16 protein-coding genes are annotated in these 15502 nt (G+C 61.6%); 3 read left to right on the forward strand and 13 right to left on the reverse strand.

Annotation, left to right across the window (positions count from 1 at the left end; all coding sequences use genetic code 11):
- Positions 1-259: 259 nt before the first annotated feature.
- The 13 genes from copD to NKJ12_RS25575 all read right to left on the reverse strand — a co-directional run bounded on the left by copD (position 260) and on the right by NKJ12_RS25575 (position 13324).
- Positions 260-1117 (reverse strand): copper homeostasis membrane protein CopD, encoded by an 858-nt coding sequence (gene copD, locus NKJ12_RS25515; protein ID WP_352705830.1) that lies wholly within the window; start codon positions 1115-1117, stop codon positions 260-262.
- A gap of 2 nt (positions 1118-1119) precedes the next feature.
- Positions 1120-1581: a copper homeostasis periplasmic binding protein CopC gene (copC, locus tag NKJ12_RS25520; RefSeq protein ID WP_352705833.1), complete on the reverse strand. Its 462-nt coding sequence runs from the start codon at positions 1579-1581 to the stop codon at positions 1120-1122.
- A gap of 158 nt (positions 1582-1739) precedes the next feature.
- Positions 1740-2282, reverse strand: a complete 543-nt coding sequence (locus NKJ12_RS25525) for a hypothetical protein (protein ID WP_352705835.1) — start codon at positions 2280-2282, stop codon at positions 1740-1742.
- 224 nt (positions 2283-2506) lie between these two features.
- Entirely contained in the window at positions 2507-3457 is a 951-nt protein-coding gene (locus NKJ12_RS25530; RefSeq protein ID WP_352705838.1) for an ABC transporter ATP-binding protein, read from the reverse strand.
- Between the two features lie 832 nt (positions 3458-4289).
- Positions 4290-5273: an oligopeptide/dipeptide ABC transporter ATP-binding protein gene (locus tag NKJ12_RS25535; RefSeq protein WP_352705840.1), complete on the reverse strand. Its 984-nt coding sequence runs from the start codon at positions 5271-5273 to the stop codon at positions 4290-4292.
- Entirely contained in the window at positions 5266-6279 is a 1014-nt protein-coding gene (locus NKJ12_RS25540) for an ABC transporter ATP-binding protein (protein ID WP_352705842.1), read from the reverse strand. Before NKJ12_RS25540 ends, NKJ12_RS25535 begins: the two co-directional genes overlap by 8 nt.
- Complete coding sequence (locus tag NKJ12_RS25545; RefSeq protein ID WP_352705844.1) at positions 6276-7187, reverse strand: ABC transporter permease; 912 nt, start codon at positions 7185-7187, stop codon at positions 6276-6278. Before NKJ12_RS25545 ends, NKJ12_RS25540 begins: the two co-directional genes overlap by 4 nt.
- Before the next feature lie 4 nt (positions 7188-7191).
- The gene (locus NKJ12_RS25550) at positions 7192-8133 is read right to left on the reverse strand and encodes an ABC transporter permease (RefSeq protein WP_352705846.1); all 942 of its coding nucleotides are present in this window, start codon (positions 8131-8133) and stop codon (positions 7192-7194) included.
- A 28-nt stretch (positions 8134-8161) separates the two neighbouring features.
- A complete protein-coding gene (locus tag NKJ12_RS25555) occupies positions 8162-9724 on the reverse strand; it encodes an ABC transporter substrate-binding protein (protein ID WP_352705848.1) in 1563 nt (520 codons plus the stop codon).
- 131 nt (positions 9725-9855) lie between these two features.
- Positions 9856-10296 (reverse strand): YqaA family protein, encoded by a 441-nt coding sequence (locus NKJ12_RS25560; protein ID WP_352705850.1) that lies wholly within the window; start codon positions 10294-10296, stop codon positions 9856-9858.
- Between the two features lie 9 nt (positions 10297-10305).
- A complete protein-coding gene (locus NKJ12_RS25565; protein ID WP_352705853.1) occupies positions 10306-11628 on the reverse strand; it encodes an MFS transporter in 1323 nt (440 codons plus the stop codon).
- A 68-nt stretch (positions 11629-11696) separates the two neighbouring features.
- Complete coding sequence (locus NKJ12_RS25570; RefSeq protein ID WP_502905737.1) at positions 11697-13031, reverse strand: cation diffusion facilitator family transporter; 1335 nt, start codon at positions 13029-13031, stop codon at positions 11697-11699.
- Positions 13032-13042: 11 nt separating this feature from the next.
- Positions 13043-13324: a metal-sensing transcriptional repressor gene (locus tag NKJ12_RS25575; RefSeq protein ID WP_352705856.1), complete on the reverse strand. Its 282-nt coding sequence runs from the start codon at positions 13322-13324 to the stop codon at positions 13043-13045.
- A 105-nt stretch (positions 13325-13429) separates the two neighbouring features.
- Here NKJ12_RS25575 and NKJ12_RS25580 point away from each other — a divergent pair, with 105 nt between their 5' ends.
- From NKJ12_RS25580 to NKJ12_RS25590, 3 genes are read left to right on the forward strand one after another with little or no spacing between them, the layout of a single operon-like run.
- A complete protein-coding gene (locus NKJ12_RS25580; RefSeq protein ID WP_352705858.1) occupies positions 13430-13789 on the forward strand; it encodes a hypothetical protein in 360 nt (119 codons plus the stop codon).
- A 48-nt stretch (positions 13790-13837) separates the two neighbouring features.
- Positions 13838-14575 (forward strand): HupE/UreJ family protein, encoded by a 738-nt coding sequence (locus NKJ12_RS25585; RefSeq protein WP_352705860.1) that lies wholly within the window; start codon positions 13838-13840, stop codon positions 14573-14575.
- A gap of 12 nt (positions 14576-14587) precedes the next feature.
- On the forward strand, positions 14588-15361 hold the full coding sequence (locus NKJ12_RS25590; protein ID WP_352705862.1) for a hypothetical protein: 774 nt from the start codon (positions 14588-14590) through the stop codon (positions 15359-15361).
- Positions 15362-15502 lie beyond the last annotated feature (141 nt).

Below are 15502 nucleotides of genomic sequence, written 5' to 3' on the forward strand. Positions count from 1 at the left end.
AATCGTCATATGTCGAAGCCCTCAAAGGCTCCGAACATCGTCCTTCACGCCGATCCCCGAAAGGTGCCGTCGGAACATCGCTTACCAATCGAATTCGAGCGAGCCATCTCTAGGTCGCAGGCATATATCCGCGCTCCACACTGCGTTGGTTGAGATCGGCAGCCAGACTGGCCAGCCACTCTGTGCGCAGGCGGATAGAGGTGAGTGTCGATCGCAAATTGCAGAAACGTTGCCAGCGGATAATTGCGCAGTCCGCGCGTCACGCGTACGGATCCATAAGCGCCAGCGCGCTTACATCCAGAAGCACACCAAACCCGACGATCTGCTCCAGCGCAACGTTGCGAGACAACGTGCGCAAGCTTTTGGCCGGTTCGGACTTTATGCGGCTGACCAGGGCATATCGATTGTAGACCGCCAAACCGACCATCGCGACGAATAGGCTGATCTTGAACAGGAGAACTCGACCGTAGCTATTGCGCGGATCGGGGAACGAGCCAAGCACTAGCCAAGTGTTCATGGCGCCCGTCAACAAAATGAGCGCAACCGCCACCATACCAAAGCGGGAGAAGCGCCACAGGACAGTTTCCACGCCTGCGACTTCGGATGGATGCCGCTGTGCTGCCGCGGTAAGCAGGCCGAGGGGCAGGAGGCCACCTATCCACGCCCCGGCGCTTGCAACATGGAGAGCTTGAGTCAGTGAGCCTAGAAGGCCCAACGCCGCCGCGTGGCCCTGCCAACCCTCGCAGGTCAGTAGCAAGAAAGCCGGCCCGACGATCAATTCGGGCCGCCCCGAGAAACTGATCACCAGGAGCAGGAGAACGAGCGAAAGGCGAACAAACCAAACAGTTCCGAAGTCGCTTTCCATGAGAACGCCGCGCAAGGTGTCAACCATACTCTCGCGTCCGGAGAGCCCGGCCGTAAAACACAGCAGCCAAATTGCCGCGAAGATTGCGGCCGCAAGTGCGAGGGCAGAATTGAGGTTACGGGGTAGAGGCGCAAGCGCGGGAGCCGCGGTTCTGTCTAGCGCATAGAAAGGGAAGAGTGCCGACCCGAATAGAATCATCACTGAGAGGAAGTAGACCCACCGGGCGAAGGCCAGAGTGCCATCAACGTCCATTTCTACGGTCTGACTTCAAATTTGAAATTGCCCTTCACCTTGTGCCCGTCTGCTGACAGCACGTGCCAATCAACTTGATAAACACCCGGCGCAAGGGACCTTGATACAGGTGCCACCATGTCCTTATCCTGCACCGCGATCTCCGTGGTGATCTTCGCACCATCCGGCCCCGACAGATCGACGCCCGAGAATCGAGCCTCAATGGGTTCGCTAAAGCGCAGTCGAATCTCAGTGGGCGGAGCGGCAATGGTGCTATTGATCTCTGGAGTAGCCTGGACCAATCGAGCATGCGCAAGCGCCTGGCCGGATAATGGCACGCTCCACAGCGCAAGTGTGGCGATCAGTCGGATAGTCCGGTTCAACGCGAACTCCTCCCGCGACGGACGGTCATCAAAGACAATGCACTTTCTGACGAGTATACGAATTTGTTGGTGTTGCAGGGCCGCCACTGTTCGAGCTGTCACGAAACTTTCCATTTGCCGGAAAAGTGATGGGAGATCAGGCCAACACGCTACCGACCGCCGAGACTCTCCATTGAAGGTCACGGACGCCGCAAGCGTCTGTAATTATCAGGACAAGCGCGGGCGAAACAAGCGTTGGCGCCCGCGTGACTCCATTTCAGCTATTTAACCGGGATCATGAGATGTGCGTAGGGAGTGCCCGCCCACATCACATAGGGCTTGGATGTGTCAGGCTTGGGGTCCGTCGGATAGCCCTGCATCATGTCCATGGCGTTGACGATCATCACATGCGGGCCGGTTTCTATCCAATTGTTGCCTTCCTCGGGCTTCGTCGCATAGGGATCGGTGTTGCTGCCATCGGTACCGCCGGACAGCATGTACATGAAGCCGACCTTGCCCTTGGGCGGTTCCTTCTTTTCCATCCATGCCATCGCCCATTCCATCGAGTTGGCATCGCCGCACATTGGGTCCGGGCCGGGCGTGGACGGGCTGTCCGGCATGCACCAGAAGCCGTTTTTGCCCTCGCGCAGGGTGCGCATGGCACCCTTCTCATCCGCGGCGTAGACCGCAGCGCCGCTTGCCACGGCAGGGGGTGCAGCAGATTCGGCGCTCTTGATCATCGCAGCGTCGTCGGCGGCTGCGCCTTGCATCGCAACCAAACTGCCTGCCGCCAAAAGGGCAGCGACCGTCAGAAGCCGTTTCATGGCCGTTCTCCGGTTTGAGTTGATCTTGTGCATGATGTCGGACGCACGGCTTTCCAGAGCCGTTTGTCGATGATCAAACACTAGCAGATTACATGCCTCCGGACAATTTATGTTTTAGCGGTGCCTAATGTCTTTGAGGGGCGTTATGGTCGGTCCCGTCCGTCCAGGCTCAGGGTGACGTCTCGCTTAGGCGCATTCAGAAAGCGATGGCTTGCATCTTTTGATCATGCAGCCGAGACGCGTTTCGCGAAGAGGTCTCCGGCGAACCTGCACGCCGCCTTGTGCATTGAGCTTACTTCTTGCGACACGGGCTCAGCCTCCGCACAAGCTTCCACTGAAAGGGGACACCGCGTCCTGAAGAAACAGCCGGAGGGCGGATTCGTCGGACTTGGGATTTCGCCCGTGGTCAACGGAGGGTTGCGCCGACGTTCGGTGGCAGGATCAGCCTCGGGGACAGACGCGAGAAGGAGTTGGGTATAAGGATGGCTCGGATTCCGGTAGACCTCTTCCGAGCTACCGCTTTCCCCCACCTTGCCGAGGTACATCACGTAGACGCGGCTCGCTGCCTGCCGGACAAGCGCGATGAAGAGGCAGGACACGCCGAGCTTCCCTCTAAGGTCGAGGAATAGGTTCATGACCTGCGCCCGTATCGACAAGTCTAGCGCGCTGACCGGTTCGTCGCAGATCAAAACCCGCGGCTCTACAGCCAGCGAGCGCGCTATCGCGATGCGTTGCCTCTGGCCGCCTGAGAGCTCACGGGTGAATCTGCCCCGGACCGTTGTCGCCAGACCGACCTGGTTGAGGAGTTCAGTGATCCTCGCCTCGCGTTCCGTCTGCGAACGCAAGCCTGCAATGATGAGGGCTTCGTTAATGGCTTCGCCCACAGTCTGGCGATCATTCAGGGACGCATAGGGGTCCTGGAACACGTACTGAACTGCCCGACGCGCTTCCCGCAGACGGCGACCACTCAAGGAGCCGAGGTCGACGCCATCAAAAACGACAGGTCCGGATTGGGGTTTTTCCAAGCCGACGATCGAACGACCGAGCGTGGACTTGCCGCAGCCAGACTCCCCCACCAAGCCGACGATCTCGCCTTGATTGAGGTGGATTGAGACGTCGTTTACCGCTTTGATCGTCTGGCCACGCTTGGCGGTTGGAAAGCTGGTGAAGCACACTGGTCAAGTGGACGTGTGCGTGCTCCGGAGATCTGCCATCGCGCGAAGTACTTTACCTCGATAAATTCGTCAGGTGCCCGGCCTTAAGCCCAACGTTGCAGCCCGTTCACCGAGCCGTGGCGCTGCCCTAACAAACTCGAACCCGGATGACTGCCGGCCTTGCCTGCTCAGGAGGTATGTTGCGGGAAAACTTTCCGCCTAGTGAAGCTTGCATGCGAACCGCTGTCCTGCATATGCTGTGTCAGACTGGAGGTGGGATATGCGCGCACCAGTTATTGTCGCTTTGGGATTGTCGGCATTGGTTGCCGCGAGTCCGGCCAAGGCTCACACGGACGGTCTAATCTATGGCGCGGATGTAGTGGCCTCGAAGTGCAATGACCCATCCGCTGAGTTTTGCGTCGGATTCCTGGCAGCGGTTTGGTCCCAACTCTACGCCACGGCGACCCATTGCGCACTGCCAGCGGTTAGCATGCGCGATTTGTCGGACATTTACCGCGTCTTTTTGTTGAAAAATCCCGACTTAAACGACGTTCCGGCTTCAATCGCGGTAACAAAAGCGTTTGAGGCCCATACTGGGTGTCCAGGCTGGCGTCCGCGTTCAGATGGAGAATAGCTGGAGGCCAAAAAGGGCTCGAACTGGCCGAACGTGTGGCAGATCCAGCAGAGCTAGCCCGCGATCGGCTCGTCATGTTGCTACGCCTGAAACCGCCATCGCTGCCGTTTGTACCAAGCCGGCAGTCGCTATTAATATTGAGATTGGACCTTTTGGACCCTTCATGGCTCGATAGGTCAGCTTCTCGAAAACGCATTGGGGCGCAGAAATACCCATCTTTCAAATGACCGGGCGGCGGCCGCTATCGGCCAGGTGACAAGAGGCAACGCCGCCATGCGGCACGGATCGCAGCATCGGTTCCTCGACCCCGCAGACATCGATCGCCACCGGACAGCGCGTGTTGAATCGACACCCCGGAGGCGGCGCGCTTGGGCTCGGCGGATCGCCGGCGAGGATGATCCGGCGGCGCCCGGCTTCGATGCGGGGATCGGGCGAAGGAACCGCCGACAGCAGCGCCTGGCTGTAGGGATGGGCCGGCTCGCGAAACAGCGGGCGGGTCACGCCGGCCTCCGCGATGCGGCCGAGATACATCACCGTCACGTCCGAGCAGACCTCGCGCACGATAGCCAGATCGTGCGCGACAATGACAATGGTCAGACCAAGCTGCTTCTGCAGCGACGTGAACAGGTTGACGATCTGCGCCCGGATCGAGACGTCGAGCGCACTGAGCGGTTCGTCGCAGACCAGTATGGACGGTTTCAGCGCAAGCGCGCGCGCAATCGAAACGCGCTGCCGCTGGCCGCCGGAGAGCGACCTTGGCAAACGGTCGAGCACCGTCTCAGGCAGAGCAACCAGATCCAGAAGCTCGGCAATGCGGCGCCGGCGCTCGACTGATGAACCGAAGCGATGGATCTGCAGCGGCTCCTCCAGTGTCTGGTAGACGGACTGGCGGCGGCTCATCGACCCCAACGGGTCCTGGAAGACGAACTGGACTTCGCGGCTGAACGACTTCCTGTCCGATTTCAGCCATTCGGCGCGATCCCTTCCCCCAATCAGGACGGTGCCTTCGCTCTCCTTCTGCAAACCGACGATGGTGCGCGCCAGCGTGGTCTTGCCGCAGCCGGACTCGCCGACGATGCCGTGGAACGCGCCCCGCGCGACCGTCAGGTCTATGCCGTCGACCGCCCGCACCGCGCCAGTGCCCGAACGGTTGGCGAAATGCACCTTCAATCCCTTGACCTCGATTGCCGCGGCATCAGACATGGACGGCGATCCCCTCTCGTTTCAGCACGACCGGGCAAGCCACGCGGTGCGGGCTTGTCGACGCGGATATCGTCTGCAGCGGCGGCCGGTGCTGCCGGCAACCGGCTTCGACCAGTTCGCAGCGCTCGGCAAACCGACAACCCGGTTCCAGCCGGATCTGGTTTGGTGGCAGGCCAGGTATCTCGCGGGTCGCCGCGCGCTCGTCGGCGCGAAAATCCGGCACCGATGCGAGCAGTCCGCGCGTATAGGGATGGACCGGCCGGGTCAGCACATCCATCGCCGTCCCCTCCTCTGCCACCTGGCCGGCGTAAAGCACGATGACGCGATCGGCGACGGAAGCGACCACGCCGATATCGTGCGTGATCAACACGACCGCGATGCCATCCTCGCGCTGGATCTGACGGATGAGCTCCAGGATTTGCGCCTGGACGGTGGCGTCCAGCGCCGTCGTAGGCTCGTCTGCGATCAGCACGCGCGGCCGGGCCGCCAGCGCCAGCGCGATCATCGCCCGCTGCAGCATGCCGCCCGACATTTCGTGAGGATAGCGGTTGTAGCGATCCTCGGGGTCCGGAATGCCTGAGCGCGCCAGAAGCGAAACCGCTTCCTTGCGCGCGGCCTCACGCGACAGGCCGGCGAAGCGGCGCGCCTGGCGCGCCAGTTGCGGGCCGATCTTCAGCATCGGGTTGAGCGCGCTCATCGGGTCCTGGAAAATCACGCCGAAATAGCGTCCGCGAAGATCCGACAATTGCCGGGAACCGATGCTGAGCAGTTCGCTTCCGTCGGCTCGCGCTGACCCTTTCATGTCCACGGTCACGCCCTCGGGCAGCAGGCCGAGCGGACCGAGCGTCATGACGGTCTTTCCCGAACCGCTTTCGCCGACGACCGCGACCGTTTCTCCGGGACGGACGTTGAACGACACCCCGTCCACCGCCCGCACCGAAACGGTGGTAGCGTAGAGGTCGATGACCAAATCTTCGATCGAATAGATCGGCTGAGCGTCGCTCATGCTGAAGTCGTTCCCGTTTCGACGGCGTTACGCTCGGCTTCTTCGCGAGCGCGCGCCCTTCGCCGTTTGCGCAACGTCGCGCCGCGAACAGGCCGCGGAACCTTTTGCAATGCGAAAGCTTCGCCCAGAAGATTGAAGCTGACCACGACCAGCGTCAGCGCCAGGCCGGGCAGCACGACGAGGCGCGGAACCTCCTCGATATAGCTCATGCCGTCGACCAGCATCTGGCCCCATTCCGGTGTCGGCGGCGCGACGCCAAGTCCGAGAAAGCTGAGCGTCGCGATGGCCAACACAAGCGCGCCGGCGTCGGCGCTTGCGTAGACCACGACGAGAGCAAGCACATGCGGCAGGATATGGCGGACAAAAATCCAGAGATGGCCGGCGCCCATCACGCGGGCCGCCTCGATATAGGGCTGTTGCAGCTCGGCGGTGACGACGGCGCGGCTCATGCGGGCATAGTTCGCCCACCACGCCAAGGTGAGCGCCGTGATCATCGACCAGTAGCCGGTGCCCAGAGTGCCGATCAGCGCCAGCGCGATCACCAAGCTCGGAAGCGCCAGCGCAATGTCGATGATGCTGATCAGGACAAGCTCGACACGGCCGCCGACATAGCCAGCGAAGGAGCCAATCGTCACGCCGATCGCCAGAGCGGCGACGAGCACGATGACCATCGCCACCAGGGAAATGCGCGCGCCACCGACGATGCGGCTCAAGACGTCACGGCCGAGATAGTCGGTGCCCAGCCAGTGGCTCCCGCTCACGCCCTCCAATGTCGCCGAATAGTCCTGCGTGCTGGGGTCATATGGCATGATTACCGGCGCGAAGATGCCGACCAGCACAAAGCCGATGACGGGAAGCAGCACCAGCCACGGCCAGTCCTTGATGTCCCTGATCGCGGAAATGTTCATCGCCTCATGCTCCCCGCGCCCGGCGCATTCGCGGATCCGCAACGATGCAAATCATGTCGACGATGAAATTGACCACGACGAAGAAGACGACAAACAGCAGCAGCACCGACTGCATGCCGATGAAGTCGCGGAAGCGTATCGCCTCGATGAAGAAGGCGCCGACGCCACGCAATGCAAACACCGTCTCGACGACGATCGATCCGATGATCATCAGCGTGAATTGGGCGCCGAATGTCGTCAGGAACGGAATGGCGATGTTGGGCAGCGCCTCGCGCAGCAGCACCTGCGTCCTGGTGTAGCCCTTGGCGAAGCCCGTCGTGGCAAACGGCCGCGACATCGCTTCCTGGAGGTTGACCCGAACGACGCGGCTCAGCACGGACGCCGGGAACAACGCGACTGTCACCCACGGCAGAAGCCACGAGGTGAGGCCGCCGGTGCCGAAGGTGGGTACCCAGCCCAGCGTGACCGAAAACACGATGACCAGCAGCGCCGCCACGAAGAAGTTCGGGGTCGATGCGCCGATCAGCGAAAATACGTGCAGGAACCTGTCTATCACGCCGCCATTGCTGACAGCGCCGGCGATGCCAAGCGTGATCGACAGGATGAAGGCGAGAACGCCGCCGCCGGCAAGCAGAGCTGCCGTCATCGGAATGCGGGCGGCAAACTCCGACGAGATCGGCTTTCCCGTTCGCAGCGATATGCCGAAATCGCCGGCCAGCGCGCTGGCCAGCCAGCGTCCATAGCGGATCGGCAGCGGGTCGTAGAGACCGAGCTCCTTGCCGATCTTGGTGATCATTTCGGCGTCCGCGCCGGGGCCTGCCGCACGCTCGGCAATCAGAGCCGCAACATTGCCCGGAGCCGCCGCAACCAGGGCGAATGTCAGCGCGGATGCCGCCAGAATCAAAAGGCAGGCAAGCAGCATCCGTCGCAGGATCGTGCTTTTCATCGTCAGGCCTCGCTTGGGCTCGAACTCTTCAGGCCTTCAGCGTTATCGCCTTGAACGGCAGATCATAGTCGGTCGCCGGAAGCGAGAAATTCTCCGCGCGCGGATTGTGGGCCCACAGTCGCTGGCTGACGACCAGCGGACAGATGGCGGTGTTGTCGTAGAGCCAGTCGTAGAGGGCCTGCATCTTCAGGTCGCGTTCGGCGCCGCTCGCCTCGAGCGCCGTCTTGACCACGCCGTCGAGCGCTTCGGAGACGTAGATCTTGCCGTCGGGACCGCTGTCGGCGGTCGAGACGAAAGCATTGCCCAGCGTGCCGTGCGGATCGTAGGGCGCTCCATAGGTGGTGAAGAAGGCCAGGTCATAGTCGAAGGCCGGACGCCGTTCATGCATGGTGGCATTGTCCACAGAGGAGACCTGGACCTGGAAACCGACCTCGGACAATTGACCCTGGATCATTTCGGCGATGCGCCGCGATCCCGGCAGAGACTCTTCGGAAACCAGAAAGTCGATGGTCAGAGGAGAGCCAGCCTTGGTCCAGGCACCGCCGCTGTCGACCCAGCCGCCATCCGCGAGGATTTTCTTGGCCGCCGCCACGTCGCGCACCGGCACGTCATGCCGTTTGCCCGACGAAGGCACGTTCGCCGGGAACAGATCGGCGGCCGGGTCGGCAAAGCCTTCGAACAGGACCTTGGCGATCGCCGCCCGGTCGACCGACGCATAAACGGCGTCACGGACGGCCTTGTCGGCGATGATCTTCGATTTCGGCGAATAGCCGAGCAGCATCGTCGCGGTGCCCGGCTCGGCTACGACCTTCATGCCGTCGCTTTCCAGCGCACGGGCGCGGCGCGGCGACAGCGTCGCCACCCAGTCGCCACCGATGACATCGAGGTCGCCTGAGCGCAGACCATTGGCGCGAGCGAGCTCATCTGGAACCACTTTCAATTCCATGCGGCTGAAGAGCGGCTTCTCGCCCCAGTATTTGTCGTTGCGAACGAGGCTGGTGCCACTCGAACCATACTTTTCGACGATCCACGGACCGGTGCCGATCGGCGCTGTCTGCTTGCCATCCTTGTCGACTGCCTTGGGCGACAGGAAACGAACTGGGCGGACGATGGTGAGTTCAAGCAATGCGGCCGGCACCGGCCGCTTCAGCTTGACCGTCAGTTTGTTCGGCCCGTCGGTGACGATGCTGTCGTAGGCATCGGAGACGCCAATCCAGGAGAAGTCACTCACCCCCATCCAGCGCTTGAGGTTCCATTCGGCTGCGGTGGAATCGAACGGCGTGCCGTCGCTGAAGGTCACGCCCTCACGCAGATCGAAGGCGATTGAAAGCTGATCGTCGGCGACGGCCCATTTGGTGGCAAGTCCCGGTTCAAGCGCGCCGTTCTGGCCGTAGTGGATCAGCGCATCGAAGACGATGGTGTAGGTGCTCAGCGTTGAAACATTCTGCAGTAGGTCGAGATCGCCGGTTTCCGCGGCGATGGCAATCTTCAGCGTTTCATGCGTTTCGGAAAAGGCGCTGCGTGGAAAGGCGGCGACGAAGGCGAGGCCAGCGGTGGAGGCGAGAAAATTGCGGCGGTCGAGAGTGATCATGTCAGTTCCCCATTTTTTGATTGATTTTGAATCATCCTAATTCGGATATGCGATATGTCTATACTTATTCGGTCTGCGTCGGCTCGAAAACAAGGTCAGAAGCGATGGTACAGATATGTTGCCACAAGCCGCTACATCCAACTCAGTGTCACCGCCGCGAGCGCTAGGTAGCGGCCAACCTTCGCAATCGTGACGATTGCGAGGAAGCTCCAGAATGGCTCCCGCAGCGCGCCCGCGACAATCGTCAGCGGATCGCCGACGAGTGGCAGCCAGCTCAACAGCAGCGACCATCGTCCATAGCGCCCGTACCATCGCGTCGCGCGCATCAGCGCGGAGGGCTTTACTGGGAACCATTTGCGGTCGCGAAAGCGCTCGATCCCCCGGCCGAGCCACCAGTTGACGATCGAGCCGAGCACATTGCCTGCGCTTGCGGAGGCGATGAGCAGAGCCGGAGCATAGCTTTCTGTCAGAAGCAGTCCCGCAACGGCTGCTTCCGATTGCATCGGCAGGATGGTCGCCGCCGCGAACGCGGTCAGAAATAGACCGCCATAGATGGCGAGCTCGCCAGGCATTTTGAGCGCTCAACTTGCTTTTGGCCATTTCGGATGCCGATCATCGACGACGTAGCCATGCGAATGCTCATAGCCCGCTTCCGACCATACCGCGTCGCCGATGTGCCGGTCGTCCTCAGGCAGATCGACATGCGTATGCACAAGCACGTCGGGATCGTGTTTCGGCCAGAGCCAGACCGCGGCAAGCAGGGCAGCGGCGCCAATGATGCCGAGCAGAATGAAGGTGAAAGGCAATCCCATTGCCGCACCGACGCGACCGGCAATGGGATAGGTAATCAACCAGCAGGCATGCGAAAGTGCGAATTGAGCGGCAAACAGAGCGGGCCGATCGACGGCATCGGCGGAACGCCTGATCAATCTGCCCGAAGGCGTCTGCGCCAGCGAATAGCCGAGCCCGAGCACGAACCAGAGCGCCAGTAGCAGATAGTAACTGCCGGCGAGAGGTCCCACCAGCACGCCCACGACCAGAATCGCAGCGCCCGAAAGCATCGCAACCCTGTCCGGGACGTTCTCGAGCAGCCGCGGCAGGGCAAGGGCTGCAATCATCGATCCACCGCCGAAGGCGGCGAGCGCCAACGCCGTGTCGCTTTGCGAAAGGCCGAACTGCGCCTGGACCAGGACGACCGTGTTGACGATAACCATGGCGCTTGCCGCAGCGACGGCAAGGTTAAGGGCCAGCAGGCCGCGCAATCGCGGCGTCGCCAGATAGATGCGGATTCCACGCGTCGTGCGTTCATAGATGCCACGCGGCTCCGAGGGTTGCGGGCTGGGCAGCACCACGGAGACGACCAGCGCCGCTGACGCCAGGAAGCCGACAACCGTACCGGCGAACAGGCTGTGAAAGCTGATCACGGAAAGCAGCGCCGCCGCCAGCATGGGACTGACGACGCTTTCCAGGTCGTAGGCCAATCGCGACAGCGACAAGGCCCGCGTATAGTCCTTTTCCTCGGGCAGCACGTCAGGGATTGAGGCCTGGAAGGTCGGGGTGAAGCCTGCTGACGCCGACTGCAGGATGAAGATGAGAAGATATATCTGCCAGACTTCGGTAACGAATGGCAGGAACACGGCGACCCCTGCCCTGATGAGGTCGAGCGAAACCAACATCGTACGGCGTGGCAGGCGCTCGGCGAACGCGGCGGCGACAGGCGCCACACCGACATAGGCGATCATCTTGATGGCGAGCGCCGTGCCGAGCACCGCGCCGGCATCGGCGCCGGCGAGATCAAACGCCAACAGCCCGAGCGCCACCGTGGCAAGGCCAGTGCCAATCAGGGCGATGACCTGGGCCAGGAAGAGATGACGGTAGGTGCGATTGGCCAGGACCTGAAGCATATTTTTGTCTTCTTGCAGCGGATGGCGGCTCGTCGAGCCAGGAATGTAACGCGAGCAGCCCGCCTGTCTCAGTGGTGGTGGCCTTCCGGCTCGACCATCTTGAACGGCAGCACCTGCTCGCGATCCTTCGCGGCCAGGATCAACCTTGCCTGGAACTCATGCGGCTCAGCAGGGGCGACGACGCTCTCAAGCCGATGATGGTTGTCAGCGACAGGCTCGAGGCGGAGCGTCTCCGGCCCGTTGGGGCGGTCGATGAACACCGTCGCCGTCAGATCATCGGCATGCCGATCGATAGTCAGCCGCATCCGCTCGCCGGCCGGCGTGTCGACGATTTCCAATGTCCCTTCAGCCAGATCGCAGGCGACCTTGAAGGGCTCCGGCGCATGATGGTGAGCATGAGAGGTTTCCGCGCCCTTGGCGGCCGGCCCGGTCGGGCTCACCAGGCGGACATTGGCTTCCGCCAACGCCGGCAAGTGGGCGAACAGCTCCTCTTTGAGGGCTTCGGTTACACCCAGCACGTCCTTGGCCGTCACCATGTCCGGAACGCTGATGGCGACATCGGCATGCAGACGATGGCCGATCCATCGCGCCTGCACGCTCTGGACGCGCTCGATGCCGGATACATGCTCGGCGGCATGATGGATTTCATCGACGATGCCGGGCTCGACGCCGTCGAGCATGCGGGTCAACACGGCTTTCGACGACTGCCAGACGATGGCAAAGATCGCCAGCGTGATCAACAGTCCGACGATCGGGTCCGCAAGCGGAAAGCCCAGCCATACGCCAATGGCGCCCAGGACAACCGCCAGACTGGTAAAGCCGTCGGTGCGCGCATGATAACCGTCGGCGACCAGTGCCGCGCTGTTGATCTCGCGGCCGACGCGGATACGGAACACGGCGACCGCCTCGTTGCCGATGAAACCGATCAGGCCGGCGATGGCGACCCAGCCAAGAAATGTGATGGGCTTCGGATTGATCAACCGGTCGATCGCCTCGTAGCCGGCAACGATGGCACTGAAGAGGATGATGAGAACGATGACGATCCCAGCCAGATCCTCGACCCGGCCCAGCCCGTAGGTGAACGTCTTGCTCGGTTTGCGGCGGGCCAGCACGAACGCGATCCACAGCGGAATGGCGGTGGCCGCGTCGCCGACATTGTGGATCGTATCAGCCAGCAGCGCCACGCTGCCGGAGAGGAACACGACCACGAGCTGGAGCACTGCCGTGATGGCCAGAACGACGAATGACCATTTGATCGCCCAGATGCCGCGCGTCGTCGTGGCGATCGTCGGATCGATGACGCCATGGGTGTGGCCATGGCCGCCATCACCGTGATCATGTCCGTGGCCGCCCATGCCATGCGTCATCGGGCCAAACCCAAACCAGTCGCGAACTTTGTCCATAATGTCGCTTCTCACAGGTACTTGGTGATATCTTTGAACTCGTCGATCGAACGGCGCTGCTCGCGCGCCAGCGGCCCGACGACGTCTTCAAGGCAATGGTTGAGATGATCCTGGATCAGGGTCTTCTTGGCTTGCGAGATGGCCTTCTCGACAGCATGAAGCTGCTGGGCGAGGTCGAGGCAGGGCCGGCCCGATTCGATCATTTCGATGACGCCCTTGAGGTGTCCGCCAGCCCGTTTCAGGCGCTTGACGATATCGGGATGGGTTTCATGGATGTGAGGTTGCTCGCTCATGTCTCAATACTATCCTCCTGGAGGGGATATGCAAGTCTCAAAGAGGCCTCGATTCTGGTGCATGCAACAACCATTCCTTAGGATTTTAGAGAATAATCGCCGTTCATGCCGAATCGGATCCACAGCACAGCCTTTTGTCTCGTCATCGCCTTGGCGGTGATGTTCGGCATGCTGCGTCCTTTCGGCTATTCGGCCTCGCACGATCCGATCGCGCTTGCGGCCGCCGCGCAGATCAAAGATCATGGCCACGCACACGATGATGGCGTTTCGGGCGAGCAGAGCTCTGACCATTTTCACGGGCACAATGCGGCAGACCACTCGCACGAGACGGCGAGTACGCCCGCCGACTTCGCACCGACCATTCCACAGCTCGAGCGGGGCTGGCTGAATTATCCGCCGACTTTCGTCGATCCGGACACGACATTCCGGCTGGAGCGACCGCCGAGACCATTCCTCGCCGCATGATCGCGGCCGCTAACGCGGCCACCCTCAACGACGAAGATTGGAAATCTTATGCAAGGACCCTTCGACCGGGGCCGGTCACGCTCGCGTCGCGCGCGTTGGCGACCCGCCCTGCCCCTGCTTATCGCTCTGCTGACCCTTCCGCTGCTGACCGGAGCAGGGTTTGCCCATGCCGTCGCCGCCGGCGACAAGGGCTATATCCAGGAAATTTCGGGCATCAACGTGCTGCCCTTCATCTATCTCGGCGCCAAGCACATGGTGACCGGATACGACCACATCCTGTTCCTTTTCGGCGTGATCTTCTTCCTCTACCGGATGAAGCATATAGGCATCTATGTCAGCCTGTTTGCGCTCGGTCACTCGACGACCATGCTGCTCGGCGTCTATTTCAACGTCGGCATCAACAGCTACATCATCGACGCGATCATCGGCCTGTCTGTGGTCTACAAGGCGCTCGACAATATGGGCGCTTTCCAGAGATGGCTCGGCTTCCAGCCGAACACCAAGGTCGCGACGCTGGTCTTCGGCTTCTTCCATGGTTTTGGCCTGTCGACGAAGATCATCGAATACAACATCTCACCTGACGGCTTGGTACCGAACCTGCTCGCCTTCAATGTCGGTGTCGAGATCGGCCAGTTGATGGCCCTCGGCGCCATCCTGATCGTGATGGGCTACTGGCGCCGGACACGAAGCTTCTGGCACCACGCCTATACCGCAAACGTCATCATGATGACGGCCGGGTTCCTGCTGATCGGATATCAGCTCACCGGCCTGTTCGTCGCAGCGTAAGGAACCGAAATCATGTATAACACAGACCTTCCCAGCCGCGCCGATTTGCCGACGTCAGCGCAGCTGAAGCGCTCCACCATGATTGCCGCGCTGACGGCGCTCGCCTTGCTCGTCACGGTCATCATGCCGTCCGAGTATGCGATCGATCCGACTGGAGCAGGCAGATTGCTCGGCCTCACCAGAATGGGCGAAATCAAGACACAGTTGGCAGCCGAGGCGGCAGCGGACGAAATGGCCAGCGCGAAGGCTTCGGCCGAGCGGATGACGCAAATGGTCCCTCCAGCCGAGTTGATGGCGCGCATGGACAGGATCGAGAATCTACTTGTTGCCATGACCGCCCAGCAACCGGCGTTGCCAGCATCGCAACCTGCCGCGCCGGACGATGTGACTGTCGGAGAAATCGCTCCTGCCATGCCGATCGAAGCAACTGCGCCGCAGGTCGCCGAAGCCCCCGCGCCGGCCCAAACCACCGGAAGACGAGATGAAATGTCCTTCACACTGACACCGGGCCAGGGCATCGAGGTCAAGCTTGTGATGCGGCAAGGCGCCAAGGCAAATTTCGCCTGGACCGTGGACGGTGGCGTCGTCAACTTCGACGCCCATGGCGATGGAGGCGGACAATCTGTCAGCTACGAAAAGGGCCGAAGCGTTCCTTCCGGCGAAGGCGTGATGGAAGCTGCCTTCGACGGGAACCACGGCTGGTTCTGGCGCAACCGCGGTGACAGCGATGTGACGCTGACCATCCAGACCGAAGGCGACTACATCGACATCAAGCGTCTGATCTAGCGCGATACAGGGTCGCCCGGCTCCACTCGAGAGTCGGGCGTCACACTTATCGGTCTGTTCCCACCGAAGAGCGCAGATGCGCGTCCAAGCTTTGCGCCCAGTCAGACGACACCGCTCGATAGCGGGGAAATGGCGTTGAAT

Origin of the sequence: Mesorhizobium sp. M0195 (assembly GCF_040322115.1) — a bacterium.
Lineage (GTDB): Bacteria > Pseudomonadota > Alphaproteobacteria > Rhizobiales > Rhizobiaceae > Mesorhizobium.